Origin of the sequence: Pseudomonas sp. P9_31 (genome assembly GCF_034008235.1) — a bacterium.
Lineage (GTDB): Bacteria > Pseudomonadota > Gammaproteobacteria > Pseudomonadales > Pseudomonadaceae > Aquipseudomonas.
The window spans coordinates 649,380-674,115 of record NZ_CP125375.1 but is presented as its reverse complement, the minus strand read 5'-3'; the positions used below and the strand labels follow the sequence as shown (position 1 = coordinate 674,115).

Below are 24,736 nucleotides of genomic sequence, written 5' to 3'. Positions count from 1 at the left end.
GAATCGCCTCAGCCGGATGGAAGGTTGGGGGTAGGGATTGCCCTACAAGGATGGCGGGGATGGATATGTCGATTCGTGATGGCGACAGGCGGTGAGCTGCAAGCCGCAATAACCGGTAAAAGTGTTCAGTAGCGCTTGTCGTTATCGGATATGTCCACGACTGGACGGTTGATGGACATACCTGTGGGAGCGAGCTTGCTCGCGATAGCGGATTGTCTGCCAACATCAACGTTGACTGATACGGCCTCATCGCGAGCAAGCTCGCTCCCACAGGGGACGGCGGTGTTCTTTAGAGGAGCTTGTGCTCCATGGCGTACTTCACCAGTTCGGCCAGGGAGGTGATGTTGAGCTTCTGCATCAGCCGCGCCTTGTGGGTGCTGATGGTTTTGCTGCTCAAGGCCAATTGCTGGGCGATGTCGTTGACGTTGGCGCCCTGGGCCAGGCGCTCGAACACCGAGAATTCACGTTCCGACAGCAACGAGTGCAACGGCCGCGCATCGGTCAGGCCGACTTCGAAGACCATGCGGTCGGCCAGGTCCGGGTCGATGTAGCGCCCGCCCGCCGCCACCTTGCGGATCGCCGTCAGCAGCAATGCCGGATCGCTGTCCTTGGTGGCGTAGCCAGCGGCACCGACCTTCAACGCCCGGGCGGCCATCTGCGCCTCGTCGTGCATCGACAGCACCAGAATCGCCGGCGGGTTGTTCAAGGCGCGAATCCGCGGAATCGCTTCCAGGCCGTTGACCCCAGGCATGGAGATGTCCAGCAACACCACTTCGCAGGGAACATGGCGCAAGGTCTCGAGTAACTGCTCGCCATTGCTCGCCTCCCCTACCACCAGCAAGTCCTTGGCCAGGCCGATCAATTGCTTGATGCCTTCGCGAACGATGGTGTGGTCTTCGGCTACCAGTACACGGATCACGTTCTTCTCCATTCTTCTTATGTCAGAGCCAAGATCATCGCGAGCAGGCTCGCTCCCACATTGGATTTCGGTGTGTCAAAGATCTGTGTAATTACCCCATCCCTGTGGGAGCGAGCCTGCTCGCGAAGACGTCAGCACAGACACCACAAATTCTTCAGGCTTCATCCAGCGGCACTCGCACACTCAGGGTCGTGCCCTCCCCCGGCTCACTCTCGAGTGACAACTGCCCGCCCATGATCAGCACCCGCTCACGCATACCGACCACGCCAAACGATGTCGGCCTGCCAGGGGCAGCGACAAATCCTACGCCATCATCGCTGACCGTCAGGCAGAGTTCATTGCCCTCAAGGGTCAGCGTCAGTTCAACAGTATGCGCCTGGGCGTGGCGCATGACATTGGTCAGCGCCTCCTGAAGGATCCGGAACAGCCCGATGGCCTTGGCGTCGCTGAGCACCGGCAAGTTATCCGGCACCTGCACCAGGCACGGGATCTGCGTGCGCGCCTCGAACCGCCGCGCCTGCCACTCGATGGCCGAGGCGATCCCGGCATCGAGAATCGGCGGCCGCAGCGCCGTGGCCACATCGCGCACCAGTTGAAACAGCTGAGCGATCAAACGCTTCATGCTGTTCAAGCGCTCGTGCAGGCCCGGATCGAGCTGGGCGTAAGCCAGTTCGCACATCGACGTTTCCAGCTTCAGCACGGTCAGCATCTGCCCCAGTTCGTCATGAACTTCCCGGGCAATCCGGGCCTTTTCCTCCTCCCGCACGCTCTCCAGGTGCGCGGACAACTCGCGCAACTGCTCGCGGGAGCTGGCCAGTTCCAGTTCGATGCGCTTGCTCTCGGTGATGTCCCAGACGATGCCGTCCCAGACATAGGCACCGTCTTCAAGGCGGCGGGTGATGGCCTTGATCTCGGCCCAGCGCTGTTCGCCCTGACGGGTCAGAATCCGCCCCTGCCACGACCAGTCGCTGTCGGTATCCAGTGCATGGTCCTGGGTCTGGTGATAACTGGCCTTGTCATCCGGATGCACCAGGCTGCGCAGGCCTTTGTCCCGATGGGCCAGGGTGGCCGGCGAGTAGCCCACCAGGCTCTCGCTGCCTTCACTGATGTAGGCAAAGTCGATCTGCCCTGTCACCGGCGCGCGCTCCAGACGAAAGACCAGCCCGGGGACGTTGGCGGCGATCCCTTGCAGCCTCGCCTCGCTTTCCTGCAAGGCGGCCAGGGCACGCCGACGCTCGGTGACGTCATTGAGGTAAACCACCAGGTATTCGCCCTCGCGAAAACGCAAGAAGCTCAACGAAACATCCGCCGGCAGAACACTGCCATCGGCCCGCACGCAATTGGTTTCGAAACTTAGCGGCCCTTCCTCGCTGGCTCGGGCGCGCTTCCACAGATTCAGCCAGCGGTCCATGTGCAAGCCGGGCTCGAAATCGATCAATGGCCGATCAATGATCCCGCCCGCCGGGTAGCCGAGCATGGTTTCGGCTGCGCGGTTGGCGTAGCGCACATGGCTGTCCCAGTTGACCCAAAGGATGCCGACGGTGCTTTGGTCGATGGAAAACTGCGTGAGGCGCAAGGCCTCTTCACTGGCTTCGCGCAAGGCAATGTCTTCGCGCGCCGCCAGCAGTCGTTGCTCCAGACTGTGTTGCTGACGACGCTGCCAGAACACAATGGCCATGCTGCTCAGCAACAACACCAGCAAGAGCAGGCAGAGGTTTTTCCAGAATCCCGGCGACTCGGACAGCCGCGGGTACTTGGGTTGCAGCCACTGATTGTGCAGGTGCTCCAGGTCCTTGGCCGGGATCGCCCGCAGCGCGCTCTCGACGATGCCGGCCAGTTCCGGCCAGTCCCGACGCGTGGCCACTCGCAGCAATTGCGGGAAACCGATGTCGCCCACCACGACCAGCCCGGAGAATTCGGGCTCGGCAGACAGACGCCCGAATTGCGCTTCATCGACCACCGCGTAACCGGCCTGCTGACTCAACAACAATTGCAGCGCCTGGCGCTCCAGAGGCACGCCTTGCAGGTTCAGATGAGGATAATTGCTACGCAAGAAATCGGCGGTGACGCTGGGCATGCGCACGGCGACGCGGGTCTGGCTGTCGAGTTTTTCCAGCTCCACCGTGCCGGTGCTCTTCTGGTCGCTGACGACCAGTTGCGATACCCGCATATAGGGATCGGAAAACTGCCAGAACCGCAAACCGGCAGGGGTTTGCGTCAGCCCTGGCGCGATATCGATGTCGCCTTCACGGGCGGCAGCTTCCAGTTGCGCAAGATCGGGATAATTACGCCAGCTCAGCTCGACCTTGAGCGCCTTGGCCAGCCATTTCATCAATTCGACGTTAACCCCGGACAGTCGCTGCAAGCGGCGATCGTATTGGGCATAGGGCGCTTGCAACACCACCCCGACCCGCAATTCGCCATGCTGCGCCAGCCATTGCTGTTGCGCTGGCGACAGTTGCGCGACATGCGCCGGTGGCGCGGGGGCCGCCCAGCCCATCAAGGGAAACCACAAACAGCCGATAACCCACAGGCAGCGAAAATGCATCATCGAAGTCTCACACACTGACAAATACTGACCAACCCATTAGGCTGCCGGAATAACTTCTGGCCTGGAATATCCGATGCCCCCTGTCTACCGCCTGGCGCTGCCAGCATTGTGCCTGTCGCTGATCCTGCCGTGCGCCTTTTCCGTCGAGGCGGCCGACCCCGCACCTGTCACTGCGGAAAAGCCCGCCGAAGAAAAACCGGTCGAACGCCAGCCGCTGCTTGAGCGTAGTCAGGAAGAAGCGACAGCACTTGAGCGAAAAATCCCTGCGCAGGAACAGCAACAACTGCAAGCCGGCACCGACAGCTTTCTCGCCTTGTGGAAACCGGCCAATACCGCCGAACCCAAAGGCGCGGTGATTATCATCCCGGGCGCTGGCGAAACCGTTGACTGGCCGCAAGCGATCAGCCCATTGCGCCGCCAATTGCCAGACGCCGAGTGGAGCAGCCTGAGTATCACCTTGCCAGACCTGCAAGGCGAAGCCATTGCGCCACGTATCGTCGAAGTGGCGCCAGCACCCAAATCGCCTGATGCCGGCAGCAAAGACTCCACGACCGCGGCACCCATCGAACAGGCGGCCGGCGGCGAAGCGGAGGTGGCCGACAAGGCCATCGCCGAAACCACCGAAGAACAGGCCAAAGCCAACGCCGAGCGAATCTTCGCTCGCATCGATGCAGCCATCGCCTACGCCGAACAGCAAAGCGCTCGCAGTATCGTTGTGCTGGGCCATGGTACCGGCGCTTACTGGGCCGCGCGTTATCTGAGCGAAAAGCAGCCATCGCAAGTCGGCAAATTCGTGATGGTCGCCGCCCAGACACCCATTACGGCGAAGCCCGGGCTGGCCGAATTGACGCCGACGATCAAGCTGCCCGTCGCCGACATGTTCTACATCGACAAACCGCTGGATCGAAACGCGGCACTGGAACGCTTGCAGGCCAACAAACGTTTGAAGACTTCGGCGTTCAGCCAGGTATCGCTCAAGGCCCTGCCGGGGAATGCCAAGGCAGAGCAAGAGCAGTTGGTTCGCCGGGTGCGGGGATGGTTGAATCCGCAGCCTGCGGCGAACTGACAGATCGCGTCGCCCCAATCGCGAGCAGGCTCGCTCCCACATTGATCTCGGTCGTACACAAATTCTGTGTCCCCTAAAGATTTAATGTGGGAGCGAGCCTGCTCGCGATGGCGGCATCACAAACAACACATACCTATCCTGCTACCGGAAATCCCGCCGCTCACGAATCAACGTGTAGGCATTGTGCAGTTCACGAGTCTTGTCCGTCGCCTCACGAACCTGCAACGCCGTCGCGCCACTGCCGGCAATCTTGTCCGGGTGATGGCGACTGAGCAGGCGTCGATAGGCGCGTTTGATTTGCGCAGGCTCACTGGTCGCCGAGACTCCCAATAACCGCAAGGCATCCTGGTAAGTCAGGGCGGCGTTGACCAATGGGCGTTTCTGCGGCTCATAGTCTGCCGCCAAGGCCTGCACCTGTTGTGACGTCCAGCCCAACCATTTGCCCCACTGGGCAATCAGTTCGCGCTCACTGCTACCAGCGCGGCCATCGGCCCAGACCATCCGCCAACAGGCACGCAACACGCCTTCCGCCGCATGGGGTTGAGCACTCAAGCGTCGCAGATAACTGCGCAACCGGTCGTGTCCCGACTTACCGCGGTTGAAGGCGGCAATGGCGCGACGTTGCGCCGATTCGGTCATCTCCAACGAACGCATTTCCTGCCGCGCCTGCTGGATGTGCCCATCCACTACCCGCCCATCGCTTTTGGCCAATCGACCCAGCAACACGAACAGCAGTTCATCGTTGCGCAGCACCGAGCGACCACCGAATTTTTCCCATAAATGCGCCCAGCTCTGCAGGTGCAAGCGCCGATCCAGCGCCTGTCCCAACAAAGCGCCGAGCATGGCCCCCGGAATGCTGGCTATGGCAAAGCCCGCTCCGGCTCCAATCAGAGTCCCTGGCCACAACATGTCAGCGTCTCGCTTCTATCAGAGTGTCTACTTCAGCCAGACGCTCATGCGTGCCGACATCCACCCAATGCCCTCTCAGGCGTTCGCCGGTCACCTGCCCCTCAGCCATGGCTTTGCGCAGCAGCGGCGCAAGCTTGAAGGCCCCGGCCGAGCAACCGTCAAACAGCTGCGGGTGCAGCACGGCGATGCCACTGTAGGTCAGGGTTGATGTATCCGGCTGACCATCCCGCACATGGCCATCGACCAGGGTGAAATCTCCGCTCGGGTGATGCGCCGGGTTATCCGCCAGTACCAAATGAGCGAGCCCGACGATAGGCTGGTGCAACACGCTGAAGTCGTAGTCGGTCCAGATATCGCCGTTGACTACCACGAAGGCCTCGCCCCCCAACAATGGTAATGCGCGGAATATTCCGCCGCCGGTTTCCAGCGGTTCACCTTCCGGCGAGTACTGAATGCTCACGCCATATTGCGAGCCATCCCCCAGATAATCTTCTATCTGCTGACCGAGCCAGGCATGGTTGATCACGATCTCGGTAAACCCTGCTGCTGCCAAAGCGCGCAGGTGATACTCGATCAGGGGCACTCCGCCGGCACGAACCAGCGGTTTTGGCGTGGTCAGGGTCAGCGGGCGCATACGTTCGCCCTTACCCGCTGCCAGAATCATTGCCTTCATGCCTTTGCTCCGGCACGCAGACTGGCCAGCAACACATCCAGCTCCGCCAGTTCAGGGCGACGGGCGATGACCGCGTCTATATAAGCGAAGAAGCGCGGCACATCGCCGAGATAGCGTGGCTTGCCATCGCGATGACAGATGCGGGCGAAGATGCCGATGACTTTCAAGTGACGCTGCACGCCCATCAGGTCGCTGGCGCGCAGGAAGTCTTCGAAGTCAGGCTGGACCGGGATGTCGAGCGCGCCGGCTTGCTGCCAGTAATCAGCCAGCCAACCGCGCACGCGCTCTTCAGGCCAACTGAGGAACGCGTCCTTGAACAGGCAAGTCACGTCGTAGGTCACAGGGCCGTAAACCGCGTCCTGGAAATCCAGCACGCCGGGATTCGGCTCGCTGATCATCAGGTTGCGCGGCATGTAGTCGCGATGCACCAGCACTTTTGGCTGAGCCAGGGCGCTGTCGATCAGCAGGTCGCTGACCTGCTGCCAGAGCACTTGCTGCGCCGGGTCGAACTCGATGCCCAACTCACGTTTCACGTACCACTCGGGAAACAGCTCCAGCTCGCGACGCAGCAACGCCACGTCATAACTCGGCAACGGCGCCACCATCGGCAACTGCTGAAAAGCCAACAGCGCTTGCAGGGCATCCTTGAACAAATCGTCGGCATTTTCGCTGTCGATCACGTCCAGGTAAGTCTTGTTGCCCAGGTCATTGAGCAAAAGAAAACCACGCTCGAGGTCTTCGGCATAAATTTTTGGCACATTTATTCCGGATTTCGCCAGCAGAAAAGCAATATCCACGAAGGGCTTGCAGTTTTCCTGGGGGGGCGGCGCGTCCATCACGACGAAGCTTCTGCCTGCGCCGTCCCAGCGGAAATAGCGCCGAAAACTCGCGTCGCTACTGGCCGCGGTCAACGTGGCCGGGGGTACGGCACCCCAGCCCTGTTCTGCAAAGAGGATAGCCAACTGTTCATCGAGCCAAACTTTCAGGTGTTGCAAGCGTACATCTTGGTCAGGCATTGCAAGGGTCTCCGACGGCGCTAGCCGTCAAGCGGGTCATGCTTTATTATCCAGCATCTTTTTCAGACCATCGAGAGGCGTGCGGCCCACACCGCGGGCAGATGGCACGCAGGAAGCCCGGACTAATAAGATGGCATTGAAATCCCCCGCGTTTCGTAAAAAATTTCCGTTGTTGGTCACCGGCAGTCTGCTGGCCCTCCAACCCTTGGCCACGTCGTTCGTGGTCGCCGCGGAACAGTATGACTGCTCAGTCTCTGCTTCGGGTGCCTGGGACTGTGCGCCAAAAGCGCCGGCAGCCGCATTGCCACCGCGTCCTGTCCATGATGGCAGCGCAGTTTCCGCCACTGGCGAAACCCCGGCAGGCACCGGCTCCAGTGAAGACACCGGCGCCAAGCCTGTGCTGGTTACCGAGTCCAAGGGCCGCGGCCTGAAGTCGCGTAGTGAAGACTACAGCCACCTCGACTGGGTTCCACGCGAGAAGCTCACTGCAGCGCAATTGGCCGAAACCGGTCCTTACTGCTCTGGTTCCTATATCGAACCGATTCGTCCTGGCATGAATGACAAGACGAATAAAAGTGACGCTCCGACCTTTATCGGTGCCAAGGCCTCCCGCTATAAGCAGGAAGAGCAGGTCGCTGCCCTGGCCGGTGACGTGGTCATGCGTCAGGGCAGCATGCAGGTCGAAGCCGACGAAGCGAACCTGTACCAGGCCGAGAGCCGTGGCGAATTGAGCGGCAACGTGCGCATTCGCGACAATGGCGCACTGATCGTGGGCGACCACGCCGACGTGCAGCTCGACACCGGTGAAGCCAAGGTCGACAACGCCGAATACGTGATGCACAAGTCGCGTATCCGCGGTAACGCGCTGTACGCCAAACGTGCCGAGAACGCGATCATCCGTCTCAAGGATGGTACGTACACCACGTGCGAACCGAACAGCAATGCCTGGCAGCTCAAGGGCAACAACATCACCTTGAACCCGGCGACCGGTTTCGGTACCGCGACCAACGTGACGCTGCGGGTCAAGGACATTCCGGTTCTGTACACGCCGTACATCTATTTCCCGATCGACGACCGTCGCCAGTCCGGCTTCCTGCCGCCGACCATCGGCACCGGCAGCGATACCGGCTTCATGCTGGTCACTCCGTACTACTTCAACCTGGCACCGAACTACGATGCCACGTTGTACCCGCGCTACATGAGCAAGCACGGGCTGTTGATGGAAGGCGAATTCCGCTACCTGACCAAGTCCAGCGAAGGTCAGTTCGGCGCAGCGTACCTCAACGACGAAGACACCGATCGCAGCAAGCAAACCGACTACCAGAAAAACCGCTACATGTATAACTGGCAGCACAAGGGCGGGTTGGATTCGCGGGTCTTCACACAGGTCGACTACACCAAGATCAGCGATCCGTATTACTTCCAGGATCTGCAGACCGACCAGATTGGTGTGAAAAGCGCTGATTACGTAAACCAGCAGGGTTCTGTCACCTATCGTGGCGACAGCTACACCGCTCGCTTGAACGCCCAGGCTTATCAGCTGGCGACCGTTTCGAACATCACGCCGTATGATCGTTTGCCGCAGATCACCTTCAATGGTCAGCTGCCGTATCATCCGGAAGGCCTGAATTTCGATTACGAGACAGAGGCCGTCCGGTTCGACCGTGATTTGAAGAACGGTAACTTCGTAAACGAAGATGGCACTGTCGAATCGCGCCTTGATAACAACGTACAGGGCCTGGCACGCGCCAATGGCAACCGCTTGAACCTCAAGCCGGGTGTCAGCCTGCCGTTGAACTGGACTTATGGTTTCTTGAAACCGTCCCTGAAGTACCAGTACACCCAGTACGATCTGGACCTGGATCAGCGGGGCAAAAACACTCTACTTGCAGATGAGAGCTACAGCCGTAATCAGAACCGTGGCGTACCGATTGCCAGTATCGACAGCGGCCTGTATTTCGATCGCAACACTCAATGGTTCGGCAAGAATTATCGCCAAACCCTGGAGCCGCGCCTGTTCTATCTCTATGTTCCAGAGAAGGATCAGACCGATATTCCAGTCTTTGACACCGGCGAATACACCTTCAACTACGCGTCGCTGTTCCGTGACAACCGTTTCTCCGGCTCCGACCGTGTCGGCGACGAGAACAAACTGTCGCTGGGCGTGACCAACCGCTGGATTGAAGACAACGGTTTCGAACGTCAACGCATCAGCGTCGGCCAGGCCTTGTACTTCAAGGACCGTAAAGTCCAACTGCCGGGTGTCGCTTTCGATGACCGGGATGACGCCAAGGCCAACGTTTCGCCGTATGCACTGGAATACGAATACCGCTGGAACCGCGACTGGCGCACCACTGCCGACTACAACTGGGACCCGGACAGCCGCAGCCCTCGCTCGGGCAGCGCGATGTTCCACTACCAGCCTGAAGACAACCCGAACAAGGTTATCAACGCCGGTTATCGCTATCGCAATGACCAGGTCCGTTATGACCAGAACACCGGTAGATGGTCGGTGGGCGGTGGCGACTACGGTTCTCCGGGCGACGCGAACTATGTGAAGGACTACTACAAGATCAAACAGCACGACTTCTCGGTGATCTGGCCGATCGTGCCGCAGTGGAACGCCATCAGCCGCTGGCAGTATGACTACAACCGTAACCGTACCCTGGAAGCCTTCGGTGGTTTCGAGTACGACAACTGCTGCTGGAAACTGCGCCTGATCAACCGTTACTGGGTTGCTTATGACGAAAACAGTCAAAACGCTCCGGAAAACGAAAAAGGCGACCACGGCGTCTTCCTCCAAATTGTTCTGAAGGGACTCGGCGGCCTCACCGGCGCCAAAGTAGAGAGCTTCCTCGACAAAGGCATCCAAGGTTATCGTGAACGTGAAGACCAAGCTTTCTGATTGTCTGCGCCCGCTGATGCTGGGCGCGCTGTTCCTGGGTACCGCGGCCAACGCCGCGGTTCAATCCATCGACAAAGTGGTGGCCATCGTCGATAACGACGTGGTCATGCAGAGCCAGCTGGACCAGCGTGTCCATGAAGTTCAGCAAACCATCGCCAAACGCGGCGCTGCCGTACCGCCTGCCGGCGTACTGGATCAGCAGGTGCTTGAGCGTCTGATCGTCGAAAACCTGCAATTGCAGATTGGCGAGCGTTCCGGCATCCGCATTACCGATGAAGAACTGAACCAGGCTGTCGGCACCATTGCCCAGCGCAACAACATGTCTTTGGATCAATTCCGCGCCGCCCTGACTCGCGACGGCCTGTCTTATGAAGACGCCCGTGACCAGATTCGTCGCGAGATGATCATCAGCCGCGTGCGTCAGCGTCGTGTGGCCGAGCGCATCCAGGTTTCCGAACAGGAAGTGAAGAACTTCCTGGCATCCGATCTGGGCAAAATGCAGCTGTCCGAAGAGTTTCGTCTGGCCAACATCCTGATTCCTACGCCGGAAAGCGCTAACTCCGACGCCATTCAGAATGCCGCCAAACAAGCCGACGCGGTTTACCAGCAACTCAAGCAAGGCGCTGACTTCGGTCAGTTGGCAATCGCCAAATCCGCCAGCGAAACCGCGCTGGAAGGCGGCGACATGGGCTGGCGTAAAGCCGCTCAACTGCCACCTCCGTTCGATCGCCTGCTGAGCACCATGGCGGTTGGCGATGTGACCCAGCCAATGCGCACCCCGGGCGGCTTCATTATCCTGAAGATCCTCGACAAGCGTGGCGGCGAAGCCCAGGTGCGTGACGAAGTGCATGTGCGTCACATCCTGGTCAAACCAAGCCCGATCCGCGACGAAGAAAAAACCAAAGCCCTGGCTCAATCACTCTACTCCCGTATCGAAGCGGGCGAAGATTTCGGCGAACTGGCGAAAAGCTTCTCGGAAGATCCGGGTTCCGCCCTCAACGGTGGCGACCTGAACTGGATCGACCCGAATGCCCTGGTACCTGAGTTCCGCGAAGTGATGGCCAAGACCCCACAAGGTCAGTTGTCCAAACCATTCAAGACCCAATATGGCTGGCACGTTCTGGAAGTCCTTGGCCGTCGCGCCACTGACAGCACCACCCAGGCCCGCGAGCAACAAGCGATGACCGTACTGCGTAACCGCAAATACGATGAAGAGCTGCAAACCTGGCTGCGTCAGATCCGTGACGAAGCGTATGTAGAGATCAAACTCCCTGGTGCAGACCAGGCAACGCAGTGAAACCCAAGCGTTTCGCGCTGACCCCCGGCGAGCCGGCCGGCATAGGTCCTGACCTGTGCCTGCTGCTCGCCTCGCAAGCCCAGCCACACCCTCTGATTGCCATTACCAGCCGCGACCTGCTCATCGAGCGGGCCGCGCAGCTGGGCGTGGTTGTCGATCTGCTGCCGGTAGCGCCGGACTGCTGGCCGAATGTTCCTGCACCGGCCAACAGCCTGTATGTATGGGATACGCCGCTCAACGCCAGGGTCACCGCCGGGCAACTGGACAAGGCCAATGCGGCTTTCGTCCTGGAAACCCTGACCCGCGCAGGCCAAGGCTGCCTTGATGGGCATTTCGCCGGCATGATCACCGCCCCCGTCCATAAGGGCGTGATCAATGAATCCGGGATCGCCTTTTCCGGGCACACCGAATTTCTTGCTGACCTGACCCACACCGAGCAAGTAGTGATGATGCTTGCCACCCGCGGCTTGCGCGTGGCGCTGGTCACCACTCACCTGCCCCTGCGCGAGATCGCCGACGCAATCACGCCGGAGCGCCTGGAGCGGGTCACGCGGATTCTGCATACCGACCTGCAAGAAAAATTCGGCATCGCCCAGCCACGCATCCTGGTCTGCGGGCTTAACCCGCACGCCGGTGAAGGCGGCCACCTGGGCCATGAAGAAATCGACATCATCGAACCTACGTTAGAGCGCCTGCGCGGCGAGGGCATGGACCTTCGCGGCCCCCTGCCCGCCGACACTCTGTTTACCCCCAAATATCTGGAGCACTGCGACGCAGTGCTGGCGATGTACCACGACCAGGGCCTGCCCGTGCTGAAATACAAAGGCTTCGGCGCGGCAGTCAACGTGACCCTCGGCTTGCCGATCATCCGCACGTCGGTCGACCACGGCACCGCCCTGGATCTGGCCGGTAGCGGCAACATCGACACCGGCAGCCTGCAAGTCGCCCTGGAAACCGCCTACCAGATGGCCGAGACCCATTTATGACCGAGCATTACCAGCACCGGGCGCGCAAGCGCTTCGGCCAGAATTTCCTGCACGATGCCGGCGTTATCGACCGCATCCTGCGCTCCATTCACGCCAAACCCGAAGACCGCCTGCTGGAAATCGGCCCGGGCCAGGGTGCATTGACCGCAGGCCTGCTCAACAGCGGCGCCCAACTGGACGTCGTAGAGCTGGACAAGGACCTGATCCCGATCCTCAACCAGCAGTTCGCCGGCAAGAGCAACTTCAACCTGCATCAGGGCGACGCGCTGAAGTTTGACTTCAACAGCCTGAACGCCGCGCCGAACAGCCTGCGAGTGGTCGGCAACCTGCCGTACAACATCTCTACCCCGCTGATCTTTCACCTGTTGCACAACGCCAACCTGATACGCGACATGCACTTCATGCTGCAAAAGGAAGTGGTCGAGCGCCTGGCGGCGGGGCCTGGCGGCGGTGACTGGGGTCGCCTGTCGATCATGGTTCAGTACCATTGTCGGGTCGAGCATCTGTTCAATGTCGGCCCGGGCGCGTTCAATCCTCCGCCCAAAGTCGACTCCGCGATCGTGCGCCTGGTGCCCCACGCGGTGCTGCCTCACCCGGCCAAGGATCATCGTCTGCTGGAGCGCGTTGTGCGCGAAGCCTTCAACCAGCGCCGCAAAACCCTGCGCAATACGCTGAAACTGCTGCTGAGCAATGACGAAATCGAAGCCGCCGGCGTCGATGGCAGCCTGCGCCCCGAGCAGCTCGACCTGGCTGCCTTCGTGCGGCTGGCCGACAAGCTCAGCGAACAAGCCCTACAAAAGCCTGCCACCGACTGACAGGCGATGAGCGCTATCGGGTAGGACGCTACTCTGGTTTACTACCCGATACTTGGCCTAGACTGAGTTCTATCAGTTACGCCCCGCGTCCCGCTTCGTTTCTAAGGCCTTTTGCATGTCCGATCCTCGTTATCAGGTCGACGTCAGCGTCGTCACCCGCTATCTGGCAGAACAATCGCAACCCGAGCACAACCGCTTTGCCTTCGCCTACACCATCACCGTGCAGAACAATGGCCTGCTACCCGCCAAGCTGCTTTCACGGCATTGGGTGATCACCGATGGCGACGGGCATGTCGAGGAGGTTCGCGGCGCAGGCGTTGTCGGCCAACAACCATTGATCGATGTGGGCCAGAGCCACACTTACAGCAGCGGTACCGTCATGACATCCAAGGTCGGCACCATGCAGGGCACCTACCAGATGGTCGCCGACGATGGTAAACACTTCGACGCCATCATCGCACCGTTCCGTCTGGCGGTACCCGGAGCCCTGCACTGATGGCGACGTATGCCGTCGGCGATGTGCAAGGTTGCCTTGAACCGCTGCAATGCCTGCTCAAGCAAGTCGCCTTCGACCCTGCCCGGGACCGTTTGTGGCTGGTGGGCGATCTGGTCAACCGAGGCCCACAGTCGCTGGAAACCTTGCGTTTCCTCTATAGCATCCGCGAATCGCTGATCTGCGTACTCGGCAACCATGACCTGCACTTGCTGGCAGTCGGGCAAAACATCGAACGCCTGAAGAAAGCCGACACCTTGCGTGAGATCCTCGAAGCGCCCGATAGCGCGGATCTGTTGGAGTGGGTTCGCCAGCAAAAGCTCATGCACTACGATGAACAACGCGAAATCGCCCTGGTCCATGCCGGCATCCCGCCACAATGGTCGCTGCGCAAAGCCTTGAAATGCGCCGCCGAAGTCGAAGAAGCCCTGCGCGACGACAACCGCTTCGCGCCTTACCTTGACGGTATGTACGGCAACGAACCGGTGAAATGGGACAACGACCTCAAAGGCGCGGCCCGCCTGCGAGTCATCACCAACTATTTAACCCGGATGCGTTTTTGCACCAGCGACGGCAAACTCGATCTCAAAGGCAAGGAAGGCATCGACACTGCACCGCCGGGTTATGCGCCGTGGTTCAGGCACAAGGAGCGCAAGACCAAAGGCCTGAAGATCATCTTCGGCCATTGGGCTGCACTCGAAGGCCAGTGCAACGAGCCCGGTCTGTTTGCACTCGATACCGGATGCGTCTGGGGCGGTGCCATGACCCTGATGAACGTCGACACCTTTGAGCGCCTGCAATGCAAATGCGACGCCCATGGCCACGTTCGACCGCCAGTCGCCACCTCTATTCCCGAACAAACGTCAGCCAGCGCCCCGCGCTAGACTGCGCTTTCAGCCGAGCCACAGGAGCCCGCCATGAGCGAATTCAAACGCATCCCCCCAGAACAGGCCCAGACCCTGCGCGAACAAGGCGCGGTGGTAGTCGATATCCGCGACCCGGCAACTTTTGCCGCGCTGCACATCGCCGGCTCGAAGCATCTGGACAACCATTCCATCGCGGATTTCATCCGTGCCGCCGACCTCGACGCGCCGACTGTGGTGGTCTGCTACCACGGTAATTCCAGCCAAAGTGCCGCCGCTTACCTGATCAGCCAGGGCTTCTCCGACGTCTACAGCATGGACGGCGGTTTTGAGCTGTGGCGTACGACTTATCCTTCGGAAACGGCGCAAGGCACTTCCGAATAATTTTTTTGTAACGCGCAAGCCCCGGCTACTGCGGGCTCGCGCGGTGGCAGACGAACGGTCTGCCACAACTAATTACGTATCTCGCCTTTACCTCCCGAATTCCCAACTATCCTTAAGCGCAGGCCATCCAAAACAGGGGAGAGCCGGTACACCGGCGCACGGGTCATCGGGAGTAGCTTTCGGGGTTTATACCCCGGAGGTGTTCTGGGGGGTAAACAGCAACTGCATATTCAGTTGCTTGCCAGCATCGACTGACTGATCCGGCGTCGGCTCCACGTATCGAGCGAGGTGACGTCATGAGTATCTTTAGCCACTTCCAACAACGCTTCGAGTCCACGCGCCAGGAAGAACTCTCGCTGCAAGAGTACCTGGAGCTGTGCAAAAAGGACCGCAGCGCCTACGTTTCCGCGGCCGAGCGTCTCTTGCTGGCCATCGGTGAACCGGAGCTGCTCGACACCTCCACCAACTCGAGGCTGTCACGAATCTTTTCCAACAAGGTGATCCGCCGCTATCCGGCCTTTGAAGACTTCCACGGGATGGAAGAATGCATCGACCAGATCGTGTCGTATTTCCGCCATGCCGCTCAGGGCCTGGAAGAAAAGAAACAGATCCTCTATCTGCTCGGCCCTGTCGGTGGCGGTAAGTCGTCCCTGGCCGAAAAGCTCAAACAGCTGATCGAGAAAGTGCCCTTCTACGCAATCAAGGGCTCGCCGGTTTTCGAATCGCCTCTGGGTTTGTTCAACGCCACGGAAGATGGCGCGATCCTCGAGGAAGACTTCGGCATTCCCCGGCGCTATCTCAATACCATCATGTCGCCATGGGCCACCAAGCGCCTGGCCGAATTCGGCGGCGACATCAGTCAGTTCCGCGTGGTGAAACTCTATCCGTCGATCCTCAACCAGATTGCGGTCGCGAAAACCGAGCCGGGAGATGAAAACAACCAGGACATCTCGGCACTGGTGGGCAAGGTCGATATTCGCAAACTGGAAGAGTTCCCGCAGAACGATGCCGATGCCTACAGCTACTCGGGGGCACTGTGCCGGGCCAACCAGGGCCTGATGGAGTTCGTCGAAATGTTCAAGGCACCGATCAAGGTGCTGCACCCATTGCTGACCGCCACCCAGGAAGGTAACTACAACAGTACCGAAGGCCTGGGGGCGATTCCGTTTACCGGGATCCTGCTGGCCCACTCCAACGAATCGGAATGGCACACCTTCCGGAACAACAAGAACAACGAAGCGTTCATCGACCGGATCTATATCGTCAAAGTGCCGTACTGCCTGCGCGTCAGCGACGAAGTGAAGATCTACGACAAGCTTCTGTTCAACAGTTCGCTGGCCAAGGCCCATTGCGCGCCCGACACCCTGAAAATGCTCGCTCAGTTCACGGTGCTCTCGCGCCTCAAAGAGCCGGAAAACTCCAACATCTACTCCAAGATGCGCGTGTATGACGGCGAAAACCTCAAGGATACCGATCCGAAGGCCAAGTCGATCCAGGAATACCGTGACGCCGCGGGTGTCGATGAAGGCATGAACGGCCTGTCGACCCGCTTCGCCTTCAAGATTCTGTCGAAGGTCTTCAACTTCGATCCGCACGAAATCGCCGCCAACCCGGTGCATCTGCTCTACGTGCTGGAACAGCAGATCGAACAGGAACAATTCCAGGCCGAGACCCGCGAACGCTATCTGCGCTTCCTGAAAGAGTACCTGGCGCCGCGTTATATCGAATTCATCGGCAAGGAGATCCAGACTGCCTACCTCGAGTCTTACAGCGAGTACGGCCAGAACATCTTCGATCGCTACGTGCTGTACGCCGACTTCTGGATTCAGGATCAGGAATACCGCGACCCGGAAACCGGCGAGATCCTCAACCGCGTGGCACTGAACGAGGAACTGGAGAAAATCGAGAAACCGGCCGGCATCAGCAATCCGAAGGATTTCCGCAACGAAATCGTCAACTTCGTACTGCGCGCCCGTGCCAACAACAACGGCAAAAACCCAACCTGGCTCAGCTACGAAAAATTGCGGGTGGTCATCGAGAAGAAAATGTTCTCCAACACCGAGGACCTGCTGCCAGTCATCAGTTTCAATGCCAAGGCCAGCAAAGAGGACCAGCAGAAACACAACGACTTCGTCACACGGATGGTCGAACGGGGCTACACCGACAAACAGGTACGACTGCTGTCCGAGTGGTATCTGCGAGTCAGAAAATCACAGTAACCCGCTGCCGGTCAGACCGGTTGTCGTTAGCCAGAGGCCTGTGTACGCTTTTTCTGTTACACAGACCTCTGGGAGGTGTTCGAAAGTCGGTAACGAGGTTCAGGCAGCATCCAGAAGCGCTTGGGGGAGCGTGAACATCCCCCGGCACAGTCGATGCTGCATAACCGCTCGCCCCTTTCAGGACATCTTCTAAGGAGCAGTCATGAGCTATGTGATCGACCGACGTCTCAATGGCAAGAACAAGAGCACGGTAAACCGCCAGCGGTTTCTGCGGCGCTACCGTGATCACATCAAAAAGGCCGTCGAAGAGGCGGTCAGCCGGCGTTCCATTACCGATATGGAACACGGCGAGCAGATCAGCATTCCCGGTCGCGACATTGATGAGCCGGTGCTTCACCACGGCCGTGGCGGCAAGCAGACCATCGTGCACCCGGGCAACAAGGAGTTCACCAGCGGCGAGCACATTGCCCGTCCGCCCGGAGGTGGCGGCGGCAGAGGCCCCGGCAAGGCCGGCAACTCGGGTGAAGGGATGGACGAGTTCGTCTTCCAGATCACCCAGGAGGAATTTCTCGAATTCATGTTCGAGGACCTTGAACTGCCTAACCTGGTCAAACGCCACCTGACCGGCACCGACACCTTCAAGACCGTACGCGCGGGCATCAGCAACGAGGGCAACCCGTCACGGATCAACATTATCCGCACGCTGCGTTCGGCCCATGCCCGGCGAATCGCCCTGTCCGGCAGCAGCCGGGCAAAATTGCGTGAAGTCAAAGAGGAACTGGCGCGACTTAAACGGGAAGAGCCAGATAACTTCGGCGATATTCAGGAACTCGAAGCAGAAATCGAGAAGCTCAGCGCGCGCATCCACCGGGTGCCATTTCTCGACACCTTCGACCTCAAGTACAACCTGCTCATCAAGCAGCCGAACCCCAGCTCCAAAGCAGTGATGTTCTGCCTGATGGACGTGTCCGGCTCCATGACCCAGGCGACCAAGGACATCGCCAAACGCTTCTTCATCCTGCTGTACCTGTTCCTCAAGCGGAACTACGACAAAATCGACGTCGTGTTCATCCGCCACCACACCAGCGCCCGTGAAGTGGATGAGGAGGAGTTTTTCTACTCCCGGGAAACCGGCGGCACCATCGTCTCCAGCGCCCTGAAACTGATGCAGGAGATCATGGCCGAGCGTTATTCGAGCAACGAGTGGAACATCTATGCCGCCCAGGCATCCGACGGTGACAACTGGAACGACGACTCGCCGATCTGCCGCGACATCCTGATCAACCAGATCATGCCGTTCGTGCAGTACTACACTTATGTTGAGATTACTCCGCGCGAACACCAGGCCCTGTGGTTCGAGTACGAACGCATCGCCGAAGCCTTCTCTGACACGTTTGCCCAGCAGCAACTGGTTTCGGCCGGAGATATCTACCCGGTCTTCCGTGAACTCTTCCAGCGCAGGTTAGTGACATGACCGCCAAAGAGCAGAAGCGCCAACCCATTTCCACCGGCTCCGAATGGACGTTCGAGCTGATCCAGGCCTACGACCGCGAAATCAGTCGTCTCGCGGCCCGCTACGCGCTGGATACGTACCCCAACCAGATCGAAGTGATCACCGCCGAGCAGATGATGGACGCCTACGCCTCTGTCGGCATGCCCTTGGGTTATCACCATTGGTCCTACGGCAAGCACTTCCTCAGCACCGAAAAATCCTACAGCCGTGGCCAGATGGGGCTGGCCTACGAGATTGTGATCAACTCGGACCCCTGCATCGCCTATCTGATGGAAGAAAACACCATCTGCATGCAGGCCCTGGTGGTGGCACACGCCTGCTATGGCCATAACAGCTTCTTCAAGGGCAACTACCTGTTCCGCACCTGGACCGACGCCAGTTCGATCATCGATTACCTGGTGTTCGCCAAGCAGTACATCATGCAGTGCGAAGAACGCCACGGTATCGACGCGGTGGAGGACCTGCTTGACTCCTGCCATGCACTGATGAATTACGGGGTCGACCGTTACAAACGCCCTTATCCGATTTCCGCCGAAGAAGAACGCCGTCGGCAGAAAGATCGGGAAGAGCATTTGCAGAAGCAGATCAACGATTTGTGGCGGACCATTCCAAAAGGCGCGGATAAATACAGCGACAAGGACAACGCGCGCTTCCCAGCCGAACCTCAGGAAAACATTCTGTACTTCATCGAAAAACACGCCCCGCTGCTGGAGCCCTGGCAGCGCGAAATCGTGCGGATCGTGCGCAAGATCGCCCAGTATTTTTACCCACAGCGCCAGACCCAGGTAATGAACGAAGGCTGGGCTACGTTCTGGCACTACACCTTGATGAACGACTTGTATGACGAAGGCCTGGTCACCGACGGTTTCATGATGGAATTCCTGACTTCTCATACCAGCGTGGTCTTTCAACCTGGCTTCGACAGCCCCTACTACAACGGCATCAACCCCTACACCCTGGGTTTTGCCATGTATCGCGATATCCGGCGGATATGCGAACAGCCCACCGAAGAGGACTACCGCTGGTTCCCGGAAATCGCCGGCACCGACTGGCTGTCCAGCATCAAATTCGCCATGAGCAGCTTCAAGGACGAAAGCTTCATCCTGCAGTACCTGTCACCCAAGGTGATCCGCGACCTGAAGCTGTTCAGCATCCTCGATGACGATCAGAAAGACGATCTGCTGGTTCCGGCGATACACGACGAAGACGGCTATCGAACCATTCGCGAAACCCTGGCGGCGCAGTACAACCTGGGCAATCGCGAACCCAACATTCAGATCTACAGCATCGATCGGCGTGGCGACCGCTCCCTGACCTTGCGTCACCAGCAGCACGACCGCAAACCACTGGGCGACTCCACCGAGGAAGTGCTCAAGCACCTGCACCGGCTCTGGGGCTTCGACATTCACCTGGAAACCCTGCAAGGGGATCAGGTGGTGAAAACCCACCATGTTCCACCCAGAAGCGAACACGGCGAGGGGGACTACGGCCGGCTAGACCTGGCTGTCATTCATCTTTGATCCTGTTTCTGCCTCCGGAAGTTCGACGCAAAGGTTATTCTGTCGGGCTAACGGAGGTTTTTTATGCAGATTTATAAAGTCGGGGGGGCGGTACGCGATCGCCTGCTGGGCAAGCCTGTCACCGATATCGACTGGGTCGTGGTAGGCGCCACCACCGAAGAAATGCTCGCCAAGGGCTTTCGCCCCGTGGGTGCGGACTTCCCGGTGTTCCTTCATCCCAAAAGCGGTGAGGAATACGCCCTCGCCCGCACCGAGCGCAAAAGCGGACGCGGTTACGGCGGGTTCACCTTCCACGCCAGCCCTGAAGTCACGCTCGAAGAAGACCTGATTCGTCGCGACCTGACGATCAACGCCATGGCCGAAGACGATCAGCAAAACCTGACTGATCCCTATCATGGCCAGCGGGATCTCGAAGCTCGCCTGCTTCGTCACGTTTCCCCCGCGTTCGCCGAAGATCCACTCCGTGTTCTACGCGTTGCCCGCTTCGCCGCGCGTTATGCGGGACTGGGTTTCACCGTCGCTCCCGAGACACTGGAGCTGATGCGACAACTCAGCGAGTCGGGCGAATTGGAGGCCCTGACCGCGGAGCGCAGCTGGAAAGAAATCTCCCGTGCACTGATGGAAGACCAGCCCCAGGTGTTCATCCAAGTGCTGCGCGAGTGCGGCGCACTCAAGGTGCTGATGCCAGAAGTCGATGCGTTGTTCGGCGTACCACAACCCGAAGCCCATCACCCGGAAATCGATACGGGCGTACACACCCTGAGCGTGCTGGAGCAAGCGGCACGACACAAACAATCGCTGACCGTACGCTGGGCCTGCCTGCTGCATGACCTGGGCAAAGGATTGACGCCCAAAGAAGAGTGGCCCCGCCATATCGCCCACGAGCACAAAGGCCTGAAGTTGATCAAAGCGGTCAACGAGCGCTTCAAGGCACCGAAAGACTGTCAGGAACTGGCGCTGCTGGTGGGCGAGTATCACACCCACGGGCATCGCGCCCTGGAGCTGAAGCCCTCGACCTTGCTGGAGTTGCTGCAAAGTTTCGACGTTTATCGTCGACCACAGCGCTTTGAAGAGTTTATTGCAGCGTGCGAGATGGACGCTCGGGGGCGCAAAGGCCTGGAACAGAGAAGTTATCCACAGGCGGATTATTTGCGCGGAGCGGCGACTGCGGCGCGAAGTATTGCCGTGCAGCCGTTGCTGGAGAGGGGATTCAAGGGACCGGAATTGGGCGAGGCGATCAAGCGCGAACGGCTCAAGGCGTTGAAGACTTACAAAGAACAAGCGTAAGCAAGAGCGAAAGATCGCAGCCTGCGGCAGCCCCTTCAGAGATCAGCGCAGGAGCTGCCGAAGGCTGCGATCTTTTGCTTTAAAGCATATCGGAGGGGGTCAACTGCTGGCCGCGCCATTCAAAAGCCACGGGTGCCAACACCTGATCGATCTGCGCCTCACGCCACAGGGTCGCAAAGCTCTTGCCTACGCCTGGATGCACTCTGTCCGGCGCAATCAGCGACAACGGCCACAGTACGAAGGCATTTTTCAGAATCTCTGCTCGCGGCAAGATCAAACCATCGAAGTTGCCCACCAGATCGCCGAACAGCAGCACGTCGATATCCAGTGGCAAGCCTTTGCGGTCGGGCGCATAACGACCGTTATCCGCCTCGATGAATTTCAGCCGTCGATCCAGCTCCATCAGCGACAGATCGGTGAAGGCAGAGACCACAAAATTGAAAAACGGCCCGCTCTTGATCCCCACCGGCTGGCTTTCGAACACCGCCGAGCAGCGCATATCCACCAGGAAAGCCGCCAGGGCGTCCAGGCCAGCCTGCAAATGGGATTCGCGCTCGATATTGCTACCGAACCCGAGATACACCTGTGTCAGCGACATCCGCGCTCGATCTCCACACCCACGCCCTTGGCCGCCGGGATGGCACCTGGCTTGGTCAACTTGAGGTGCATCCAGGTGATCTTGAATTCACTCATCAGGACCTCAGCCAGACGCTCGGCAAAGGTCTCGACCAGTTGGAACTGCGCCTGCTCGGCGAACGCCTGGATGCGTGACGAAACGCTCGCGTAGTCGAGCGCCAGGGTCAGGTCATCACCGGCGGCGGCCGGCCGATTGTCCCAGGCGAAACTCAGATCAAGTCGCAGACACTGTCGGATGCCTCGTTCCCAGTCGTAGGCACCAATCACGGTGTCGACTTCCAGGCCCTCGATAAACACTCTGTCCAAGCACTTCTCTCCGCTGCACGACAAGGGCGCAATGCGCCGTTAGAATCAGGGCGTCCTCGCCCGGAATAGTTAGCATGTTTTGGTCACTGGCGATCTTCGCCTACCTGCTCGGCTCGCTGTCCTTCGCCATCTTGCTCAGCCGCCTGACCGGTAACCCCGATCCGCGAATGAGTGGCTCGGGCAATGCCGGTGCCACCAACATGTTGCGCCTGGCCGGCAAGAAACTCGCCATCCTGACCTTGCTCGGCGACCTCTGCAAAGGCCTGCTGCCAGTACTGATCGCAGGCGTGGCAGGTCTTTCGTTGCAGGAACAAGCCTGGATCGGCGTCTGTGCCGTCATCGGCCACCTGTTTCCGCTGTACTTCCGCTTTCGCGGTGGCAAGGGTGTCGCCACCGCCGCCGGCATGCTGCTGGGGCTCTACCCCCCCGCCGCGCTGCTGGCGGTCTGCGCCTGGCTGCTGACGTTCTACCTGACCCGCACCAGCTCCCTCGCTGCCCTGATCGCCACCCCCCTGACCCTGCCGCTGCTGGCCTGGCAAGAACCGGCGGCACTGCTGCCCATGAGCGCGCTCACGGGGCTGATCGTCTGGCGCCATCGCGGCAATCTACGCGACCTGTTTGCCGGGCGCGAACGGCATTTTTAAATACCGCACGTGAACGCCGCTCATCACAGCGCCGACAACTGCTCCATCGGCCAGCGCGCCTGCACGCTGATCGCCAGGCTTTCGTACTGACCGGCCTGCAAGCGCTGACAGCCGGCAAACGCAATCATCGCGCCGTTGTCGGTGCAGAACTCCGGACGGGCATAAAACACATCGCCCTTCATGTCGCCGAGCATTTTTTCCAGTGACGTGCGCAACGCCTTGTTGGCGCTGACGCCGCCAGCGATCACCAGACGCTTCATGCCGGCTTGTTTCAGGGCACGCTTGCACTTGATGGTCAAAGTCTCCACCACGGCCTGCTGGAACGCCAGCGAGATGTCGCAACGGGCTTGCTCACCGTCGTCCCCGGCGCTGACGCATTGCTGCCAGGTGTTCAAGGCGAAGGTTTTCAAACCGCTGAAGCTAAACGCCAGGCCCGGACGATCACACATCGGACGCGGGAAGACGAAACGCCCGTCAACGCCTTGCGCCGCCAGACGAGCGATCTCCGGACCGCCCGGATAATTGAGGCCCATCATTTTCGCGGTCTTGTCGAAAGCTTCGCCGGCGGCATCGTCGAGGGTCTCGCCCAAGAGCGTGTATTGACCGATGCCGTCGACCTGAACCAGTTGCGTATGACCACCCGACACCAACAAAGCGACGAACGGGAACTCCGGTGGTTGCGGCTCCAGCATCGGCGCCAGCAAGTGACCTTCCATGTGGTGCACGCCCAACGCCGGGATACCCCAGGCAAAAGCCAGCGCCTGGGCGCAGGAGGCCCCCACCAGCAAGGCTCCGACCAGGCCGGGGCCCGCGGTATAAGCGATGGCATCGATCTCGGTCGGCACGCAGTCGGCCTCGGCCAGCACCTGACGGATCAAGGGCAGCATGCGTTTGACGTGATCGCGCGAAGCCAGCTCCGGCACCACACCGCCATAGGCGCGATGCAGGTCGATCTGACTGAACAGCGCGTCGGCCAACAACCCGCGTTCACTGTCGTAAAGTGCGACACCGGTTTCGTCGCAGGAGGTTTCTAATCCCAGTACTAGCATGGGTTTGCGCCTTGTAGAGGCTGAATTCGAAGGCGCGCATAATAGTCGTCGCGTGATGCCCCGACCAGCGGTTTTCGATCAGAGGCTTTGCATTCCGAGCGATGAGGGGTTAACATCCGCAACCCTTAAAAACCGACGTCTTCAAGTGCTCTTTTGCCGCGAGGATGTTGACCCCGGTAATGAATGAAGGTAGCTCTGGATGCCAGCCGTCAAAGTTAAAGAGAACGAACCCTTCGACGTAGCTCTGCGTCGTTTCAAGCGCTCCTGCGAAAAAGCCGGTGTACTGGCTGAAGTTCGTAGCCGCGAATTTTACGAGAAGCCTACTTCTGAGCGTAAGCGCAAAGCAGCAGCCGCTGTTAAGCGTCACGCCAAGAAAGTACAGCGCGAACAGCGCCGCGCCGTTCGTCTGTACTAATACACAGACGATCGTAGCAAGCTTCTGCCAAGCCCGGCCCTCAGCCGGGCTAATGGCATTTGCGGACAACGCTTGATGCTTCACCGTCAAAGCCGCAGACGCGACCGAGACAAACCTGCTTCACAGCGTCAGACCTGGCTCTTTTGCCAGCGGTGCACGTCTTTTCTGACGAGCCTTCCAAGGCTACTGACGAGCACACCCACTGATTCCTCTCACGACGATCAGCCCAAGGCACCCGCTTGCGTGCCCGCTTATGAGCTATCCGTGGCC

General features: G+C 59.5%; 22 protein-coding genes. 14 read left to right on the top strand and 8 right to left on the bottom strand.

Annotated features, from left to right (window positions below; translation table 11 throughout):
• Positions 1 to 289: 289 nt before the first annotated feature.
• Together QMK51_RS03005 and QMK51_RS03000 are read right to left on the bottom strand one after the other, a co-directional pair.
• A complete protein-coding gene (locus tag QMK51_RS03005; protein ID WP_258698804.1) occupies positions 290 to 931 on the bottom strand; it encodes a response regulator transcription factor in 642 nt (213 codons plus the stop codon).
• Between the two features lie 142 nt (positions 932 to 1,073).
• A complete protein-coding gene (locus QMK51_RS03000; RefSeq protein ID WP_320393136.1) occupies positions 1,074 to 3,470 on the bottom strand; it encodes a PAS domain S-box protein in 2,397 nt (798 codons plus the stop codon).
• 73 nt (positions 3,471 to 3,543) lie between these two features.
• Here QMK51_RS03000 and QMK51_RS02995 point away from each other — a divergent pair, with 73 nt between their 5' ends.
• Positions 3,544 to 4,536, top strand: a complete 993-nt coding sequence (locus QMK51_RS02995; RefSeq protein WP_320393135.1) for an alpha/beta hydrolase family protein — start codon at positions 3,544 to 3,546, stop codon at positions 4,534 to 4,536.
• Between the two features lie 141 nt (positions 4,537 to 4,677).
• On the opposite strand, the gene QMK51_RS02990 is transcribed toward QMK51_RS02995, so the two are convergent.
• From QMK51_RS02990 to QMK51_RS02980, 3 genes are read right to left on the bottom strand one after another with little or no spacing between them, the layout of a single operon-like run.
• Entirely contained in the window at positions 4,678 to 5,445 is a 768-nt protein-coding gene (locus tag QMK51_RS02990) for a TerB family tellurite resistance protein (protein WP_258698801.1), read from the bottom strand.
• Between the two features lies 1 nt (position 5,446).
• Positions 5,447 to 6,118, bottom strand: coding sequence for an N-acetylmuramate alpha-1-phosphate uridylyltransferase MurU (gene murU / locus QMK51_RS02985; protein WP_258698800.1), 672 nt, complete (start codon positions 6,116 to 6,118; stop codon positions 5,447 to 5,449).
• Positions 6,115 to 7,134, bottom strand: a complete 1,020-nt coding sequence (locus QMK51_RS02980) for an aminoglycoside phosphotransferase family protein (RefSeq protein ID WP_320393134.1) — start codon at positions 7,132 to 7,134, stop codon at positions 6,115 to 6,117. Before QMK51_RS02980 ends, murU begins: the two co-directional genes overlap by 4 nt.
• A 130-nt stretch (positions 7,135 to 7,264) precedes the next feature.
• On the opposite strand from QMK51_RS02980, the gene QMK51_RS02975 reads away from it, so the two are divergent.
• The 11 genes from QMK51_RS02975 to QMK51_RS02925 all read left to right on the top strand — a co-directional run bounded on the left by QMK51_RS02975 (position 7,265) and on the right by QMK51_RS02925 (position 21,416).
• A complete protein-coding gene (locus QMK51_RS02975) occupies positions 7,265 to 10,039 on the top strand; it encodes an LPS-assembly protein LptD (RefSeq protein ID WP_258698798.1) in 2,775 nt (924 codons plus the stop codon).
• Positions 10,020 to 11,336, top strand: a complete 1,317-nt coding sequence (gene surA, locus QMK51_RS02970; RefSeq protein ID WP_258698797.1) for a peptidylprolyl isomerase SurA — start codon at positions 10,020 to 10,022, stop codon at positions 11,334 to 11,336. Before QMK51_RS02975 ends, surA begins: the two co-directional genes overlap by 20 nt.
• Positions 11,333 to 12,322, top strand: a complete 990-nt coding sequence (gene pdxA / locus QMK51_RS02965; RefSeq protein ID WP_320393133.1) for a 4-hydroxythreonine-4-phosphate dehydrogenase PdxA — start codon at positions 11,333 to 11,335, stop codon at positions 12,320 to 12,322. The genes surA and pdxA overlap by 4 nt, the downstream gene beginning before the upstream one ends.
• Positions 12,319 to 13,137 (top strand): 16S rRNA (adenine(1518)-N(6)/adenine(1519)-N(6))-dimethyltransferase RsmA, encoded by an 819-nt coding sequence (rsmA, locus tag QMK51_RS02960; protein WP_320393132.1) that lies wholly within the window; start codon positions 12,319 to 12,321, stop codon positions 13,135 to 13,137. Before pdxA ends, rsmA begins: the two co-directional genes overlap by 4 nt.
• 115 nt (positions 13,138 to 13,252) lie before the next feature.
• Positions 13,253 to 13,633 (top strand): Co2+/Mg2+ efflux protein ApaG, encoded by a 381-nt coding sequence (gene apaG, locus QMK51_RS02955; RefSeq protein ID WP_258698794.1) that lies wholly within the window; start codon positions 13,253 to 13,255, stop codon positions 13,631 to 13,633.
• Positions 13,633 to 14,514, top strand: a complete 882-nt coding sequence (locus QMK51_RS02950) for a symmetrical bis(5'-nucleosyl)-tetraphosphatase (RefSeq protein WP_258698793.1) — start codon at positions 13,633 to 13,635, stop codon at positions 14,512 to 14,514. The genes apaG and QMK51_RS02950 overlap by 1 nt, the downstream gene beginning before the upstream one ends.
• Before the next feature lie 33 nt (positions 14,515 to 14,547).
• The gene (gene glpE / locus QMK51_RS02945) at positions 14,548 to 14,877 is read left to right on the top strand and encodes a thiosulfate sulfurtransferase GlpE (RefSeq protein WP_258698792.1); all 330 of its coding nucleotides are present in this window, start codon (positions 14,548 to 14,550) and stop codon (positions 14,875 to 14,877) included.
• A 296-nt stretch (positions 14,878 to 15,173) separates the two neighbouring features.
• Entirely contained in the window at positions 15,174 to 17,096 is a 1,923-nt protein-coding gene (locus QMK51_RS02940; RefSeq protein WP_007904259.1) for a PrkA family serine protein kinase, read from the top strand.
• 202 nt (positions 17,097 to 17,298) lie between these two features.
• On the top strand, positions 17,299 to 18,570 hold the full coding sequence (locus tag QMK51_RS02935; RefSeq protein ID WP_258698791.1) for a YeaH/YhbH family protein: 1,272 nt from the start codon (positions 17,299 to 17,301) through the stop codon (positions 18,568 to 18,570).
• The gene (locus QMK51_RS02930; protein WP_258698790.1) at positions 18,567 to 20,129 is read left to right on the top strand and encodes a SpoVR family protein; all 1,563 of its coding nucleotides are present in this window, start codon (positions 18,567 to 18,569) and stop codon (positions 20,127 to 20,129) included. The genes QMK51_RS02935 and QMK51_RS02930 overlap by 4 nt, the downstream gene beginning before the upstream one ends.
• Positions 20,130 to 20,192: 63 nt before the next feature.
• Entirely contained in the window at positions 20,193 to 21,416 is a 1,224-nt protein-coding gene (locus QMK51_RS02925; protein ID WP_320393131.1) for a multifunctional CCA addition/repair protein, read from the top strand.
• A 79-nt stretch (positions 21,417 to 21,495) separates the two neighbouring features.
• On the opposite strand, the gene folK is transcribed toward QMK51_RS02925, so the two are convergent.
• Together folK and folB are read right to left on the bottom strand one after the other, a co-directional pair.
• Positions 21,496 to 22,014, bottom strand: coding sequence for a 2-amino-4-hydroxy-6-hydroxymethyldihydropteridine diphosphokinase (folK, locus tag QMK51_RS02920; RefSeq protein ID WP_320393130.1), 519 nt, complete (start codon positions 22,012 to 22,014; stop codon positions 21,496 to 21,498).
• On the bottom strand, positions 22,005 to 22,358 hold the full coding sequence (folB, locus tag QMK51_RS02915; protein ID WP_258698787.1) for a dihydroneopterin aldolase: 354 nt from the start codon (positions 22,356 to 22,358) through the stop codon (positions 22,005 to 22,007). Before folB ends, folK begins: the two co-directional genes overlap by 10 nt.
• Before the next feature lie 74 nt (positions 22,359 to 22,432).
• On the opposite strand from folB, the gene plsY reads away from it, so the two are divergent.
• Positions 22,433 to 23,002, top strand: coding sequence for a glycerol-3-phosphate 1-O-acyltransferase PlsY (gene plsY, locus QMK51_RS02910; protein ID WP_258698786.1), 570 nt, complete (start codon positions 22,433 to 22,435; stop codon positions 23,000 to 23,002).
• A 23-nt stretch (positions 23,003 to 23,025) separates the two neighbouring features.
• Here plsY and tsaD read toward each other — a convergent pair whose 3' ends face one another.
• Positions 23,026 to 24,051, bottom strand: a complete 1,026-nt coding sequence (tsaD, locus tag QMK51_RS02905) for a tRNA (adenosine(37)-N6)-threonylcarbamoyltransferase complex transferase subunit TsaD (protein WP_320393129.1) — start codon at positions 24,049 to 24,051, stop codon at positions 23,026 to 23,028.
• Positions 24,052 to 24,250: 199 nt separating this feature from the next.
• On the opposite strand from tsaD, the gene rpsU reads away from it, so the two are divergent.
• On the top strand, positions 24,251 to 24,466 hold the full coding sequence (gene rpsU / locus QMK51_RS02900) for a 30S ribosomal protein S21 (RefSeq protein WP_002551877.1): 216 nt from the start codon (positions 24,251 to 24,253) through the stop codon (positions 24,464 to 24,466).
• The last annotated feature ends 270 nt before the right edge of the window (positions 24,467 to 24,736 follow it).

Bases quoted from the DNA above. Each gene is read 5' to 3' on its own strand.
- QMK51_RS02980 (WP_320393134.1), bottom strand. From the start codon at position 7,134: ATGCCTGACCAAGATGTACGCTTGCAACACCTGAAAGTTTGGCTCGAT.
- QMK51_RS03005 (WP_258698804.1), bottom strand. From the start codon at position 931: ATGGAGAAGAACGTGATCCGTGTACTGGTAGCCGAAGACCACACCATC.
- rpsU (WP_002551877.1), top strand. From the start codon at position 24,251: ATGCCAGCCGTCAAAGTTAAAGAGAACGAACCCTTCGACGTAGCTCTG.
- QMK51_RS02935 (WP_258698791.1), top strand. From the start codon at position 17,299: ATGAGCTATGTGATCGACCGACGTCTCAATGGCAAGAACAAGAGCACG.
- QMK51_RS02950 (WP_258698793.1), top strand. From the start codon at position 13,633: ATGGCGACGTATGCCGTCGGCGATGTGCAAGGTTGCCTTGAACCGCTG.
- QMK51_RS02975 (WP_258698798.1), top strand. From the start codon at position 7,265: ATGGCATTGAAATCCCCCGCGTTTCGTAAAAAATTTCCGTTGTTGGTC.
- QMK51_RS02925 (WP_320393131.1), top strand. From the start codon at position 20,193: ATGCAGATTTATAAAGTCGGGGGGGCGGTACGCGATCGCCTGCTGGGC.
- tsaD (WP_320393129.1), bottom strand. From the start codon at position 24,051: ATGCTAGTACTGGGATTAGAAACCTCCTGCGACGAAACCGGTGTCGCA.
- rsmA (WP_320393132.1), top strand. From the start codon at position 12,319: ATGACCGAGCATTACCAGCACCGGGCGCGCAAGCGCTTCGGCCAGAAT.
- glpE (WP_258698792.1), top strand. From the start codon at position 14,548: ATGAGCGAATTCAAACGCATCCCCCCAGAACAGGCCCAGACCCTGCGC.
- QMK51_RS02995 (WP_320393135.1), top strand. From the start codon at position 3,544: ATGCCCCCTGTCTACCGCCTGGCGCTGCCAGCATTGTGCCTGTCGCTG.
- QMK51_RS02940 (WP_007904259.1), top strand. From the start codon at position 15,174: ATGAGTATCTTTAGCCACTTCCAACAACGCTTCGAGTCCACGCGCCAG.
- folK (WP_320393130.1), bottom strand. From the start codon at position 22,014: ATGTCGCTGACACAGGTGTATCTCGGGTTCGGTAGCAATATCGAGCGC.
- QMK51_RS02990 (WP_258698801.1), bottom strand. From the start codon at position 5,445: ATGTTGTGGCCAGGGACTCTGATTGGAGCCGGAGCGGGCTTTGCCATA.
- apaG (WP_258698794.1), top strand. From the start codon at position 13,253: ATGTCCGATCCTCGTTATCAGGTCGACGTCAGCGTCGTCACCCGCTAT.
- QMK51_RS02930 (WP_258698790.1), top strand. From the start codon at position 18,567: ATGACCGCCAAAGAGCAGAAGCGCCAACCCATTTCCACCGGCTCCGAA.
- plsY (WP_258698786.1), top strand. From the start codon at position 22,433: ATGTTTTGGTCACTGGCGATCTTCGCCTACCTGCTCGGCTCGCTGTCC.
- murU (WP_258698800.1), bottom strand. From the start codon at position 6,118: ATGAAGGCAATGATTCTGGCAGCGGGTAAGGGCGAACGTATGCGCCCG.
- QMK51_RS03000 (WP_320393136.1), bottom strand. From the start codon at position 3,470: ATGATGCATTTTCGCTGCCTGTGGGTTATCGGCTGTTTGTGGTTTCCC.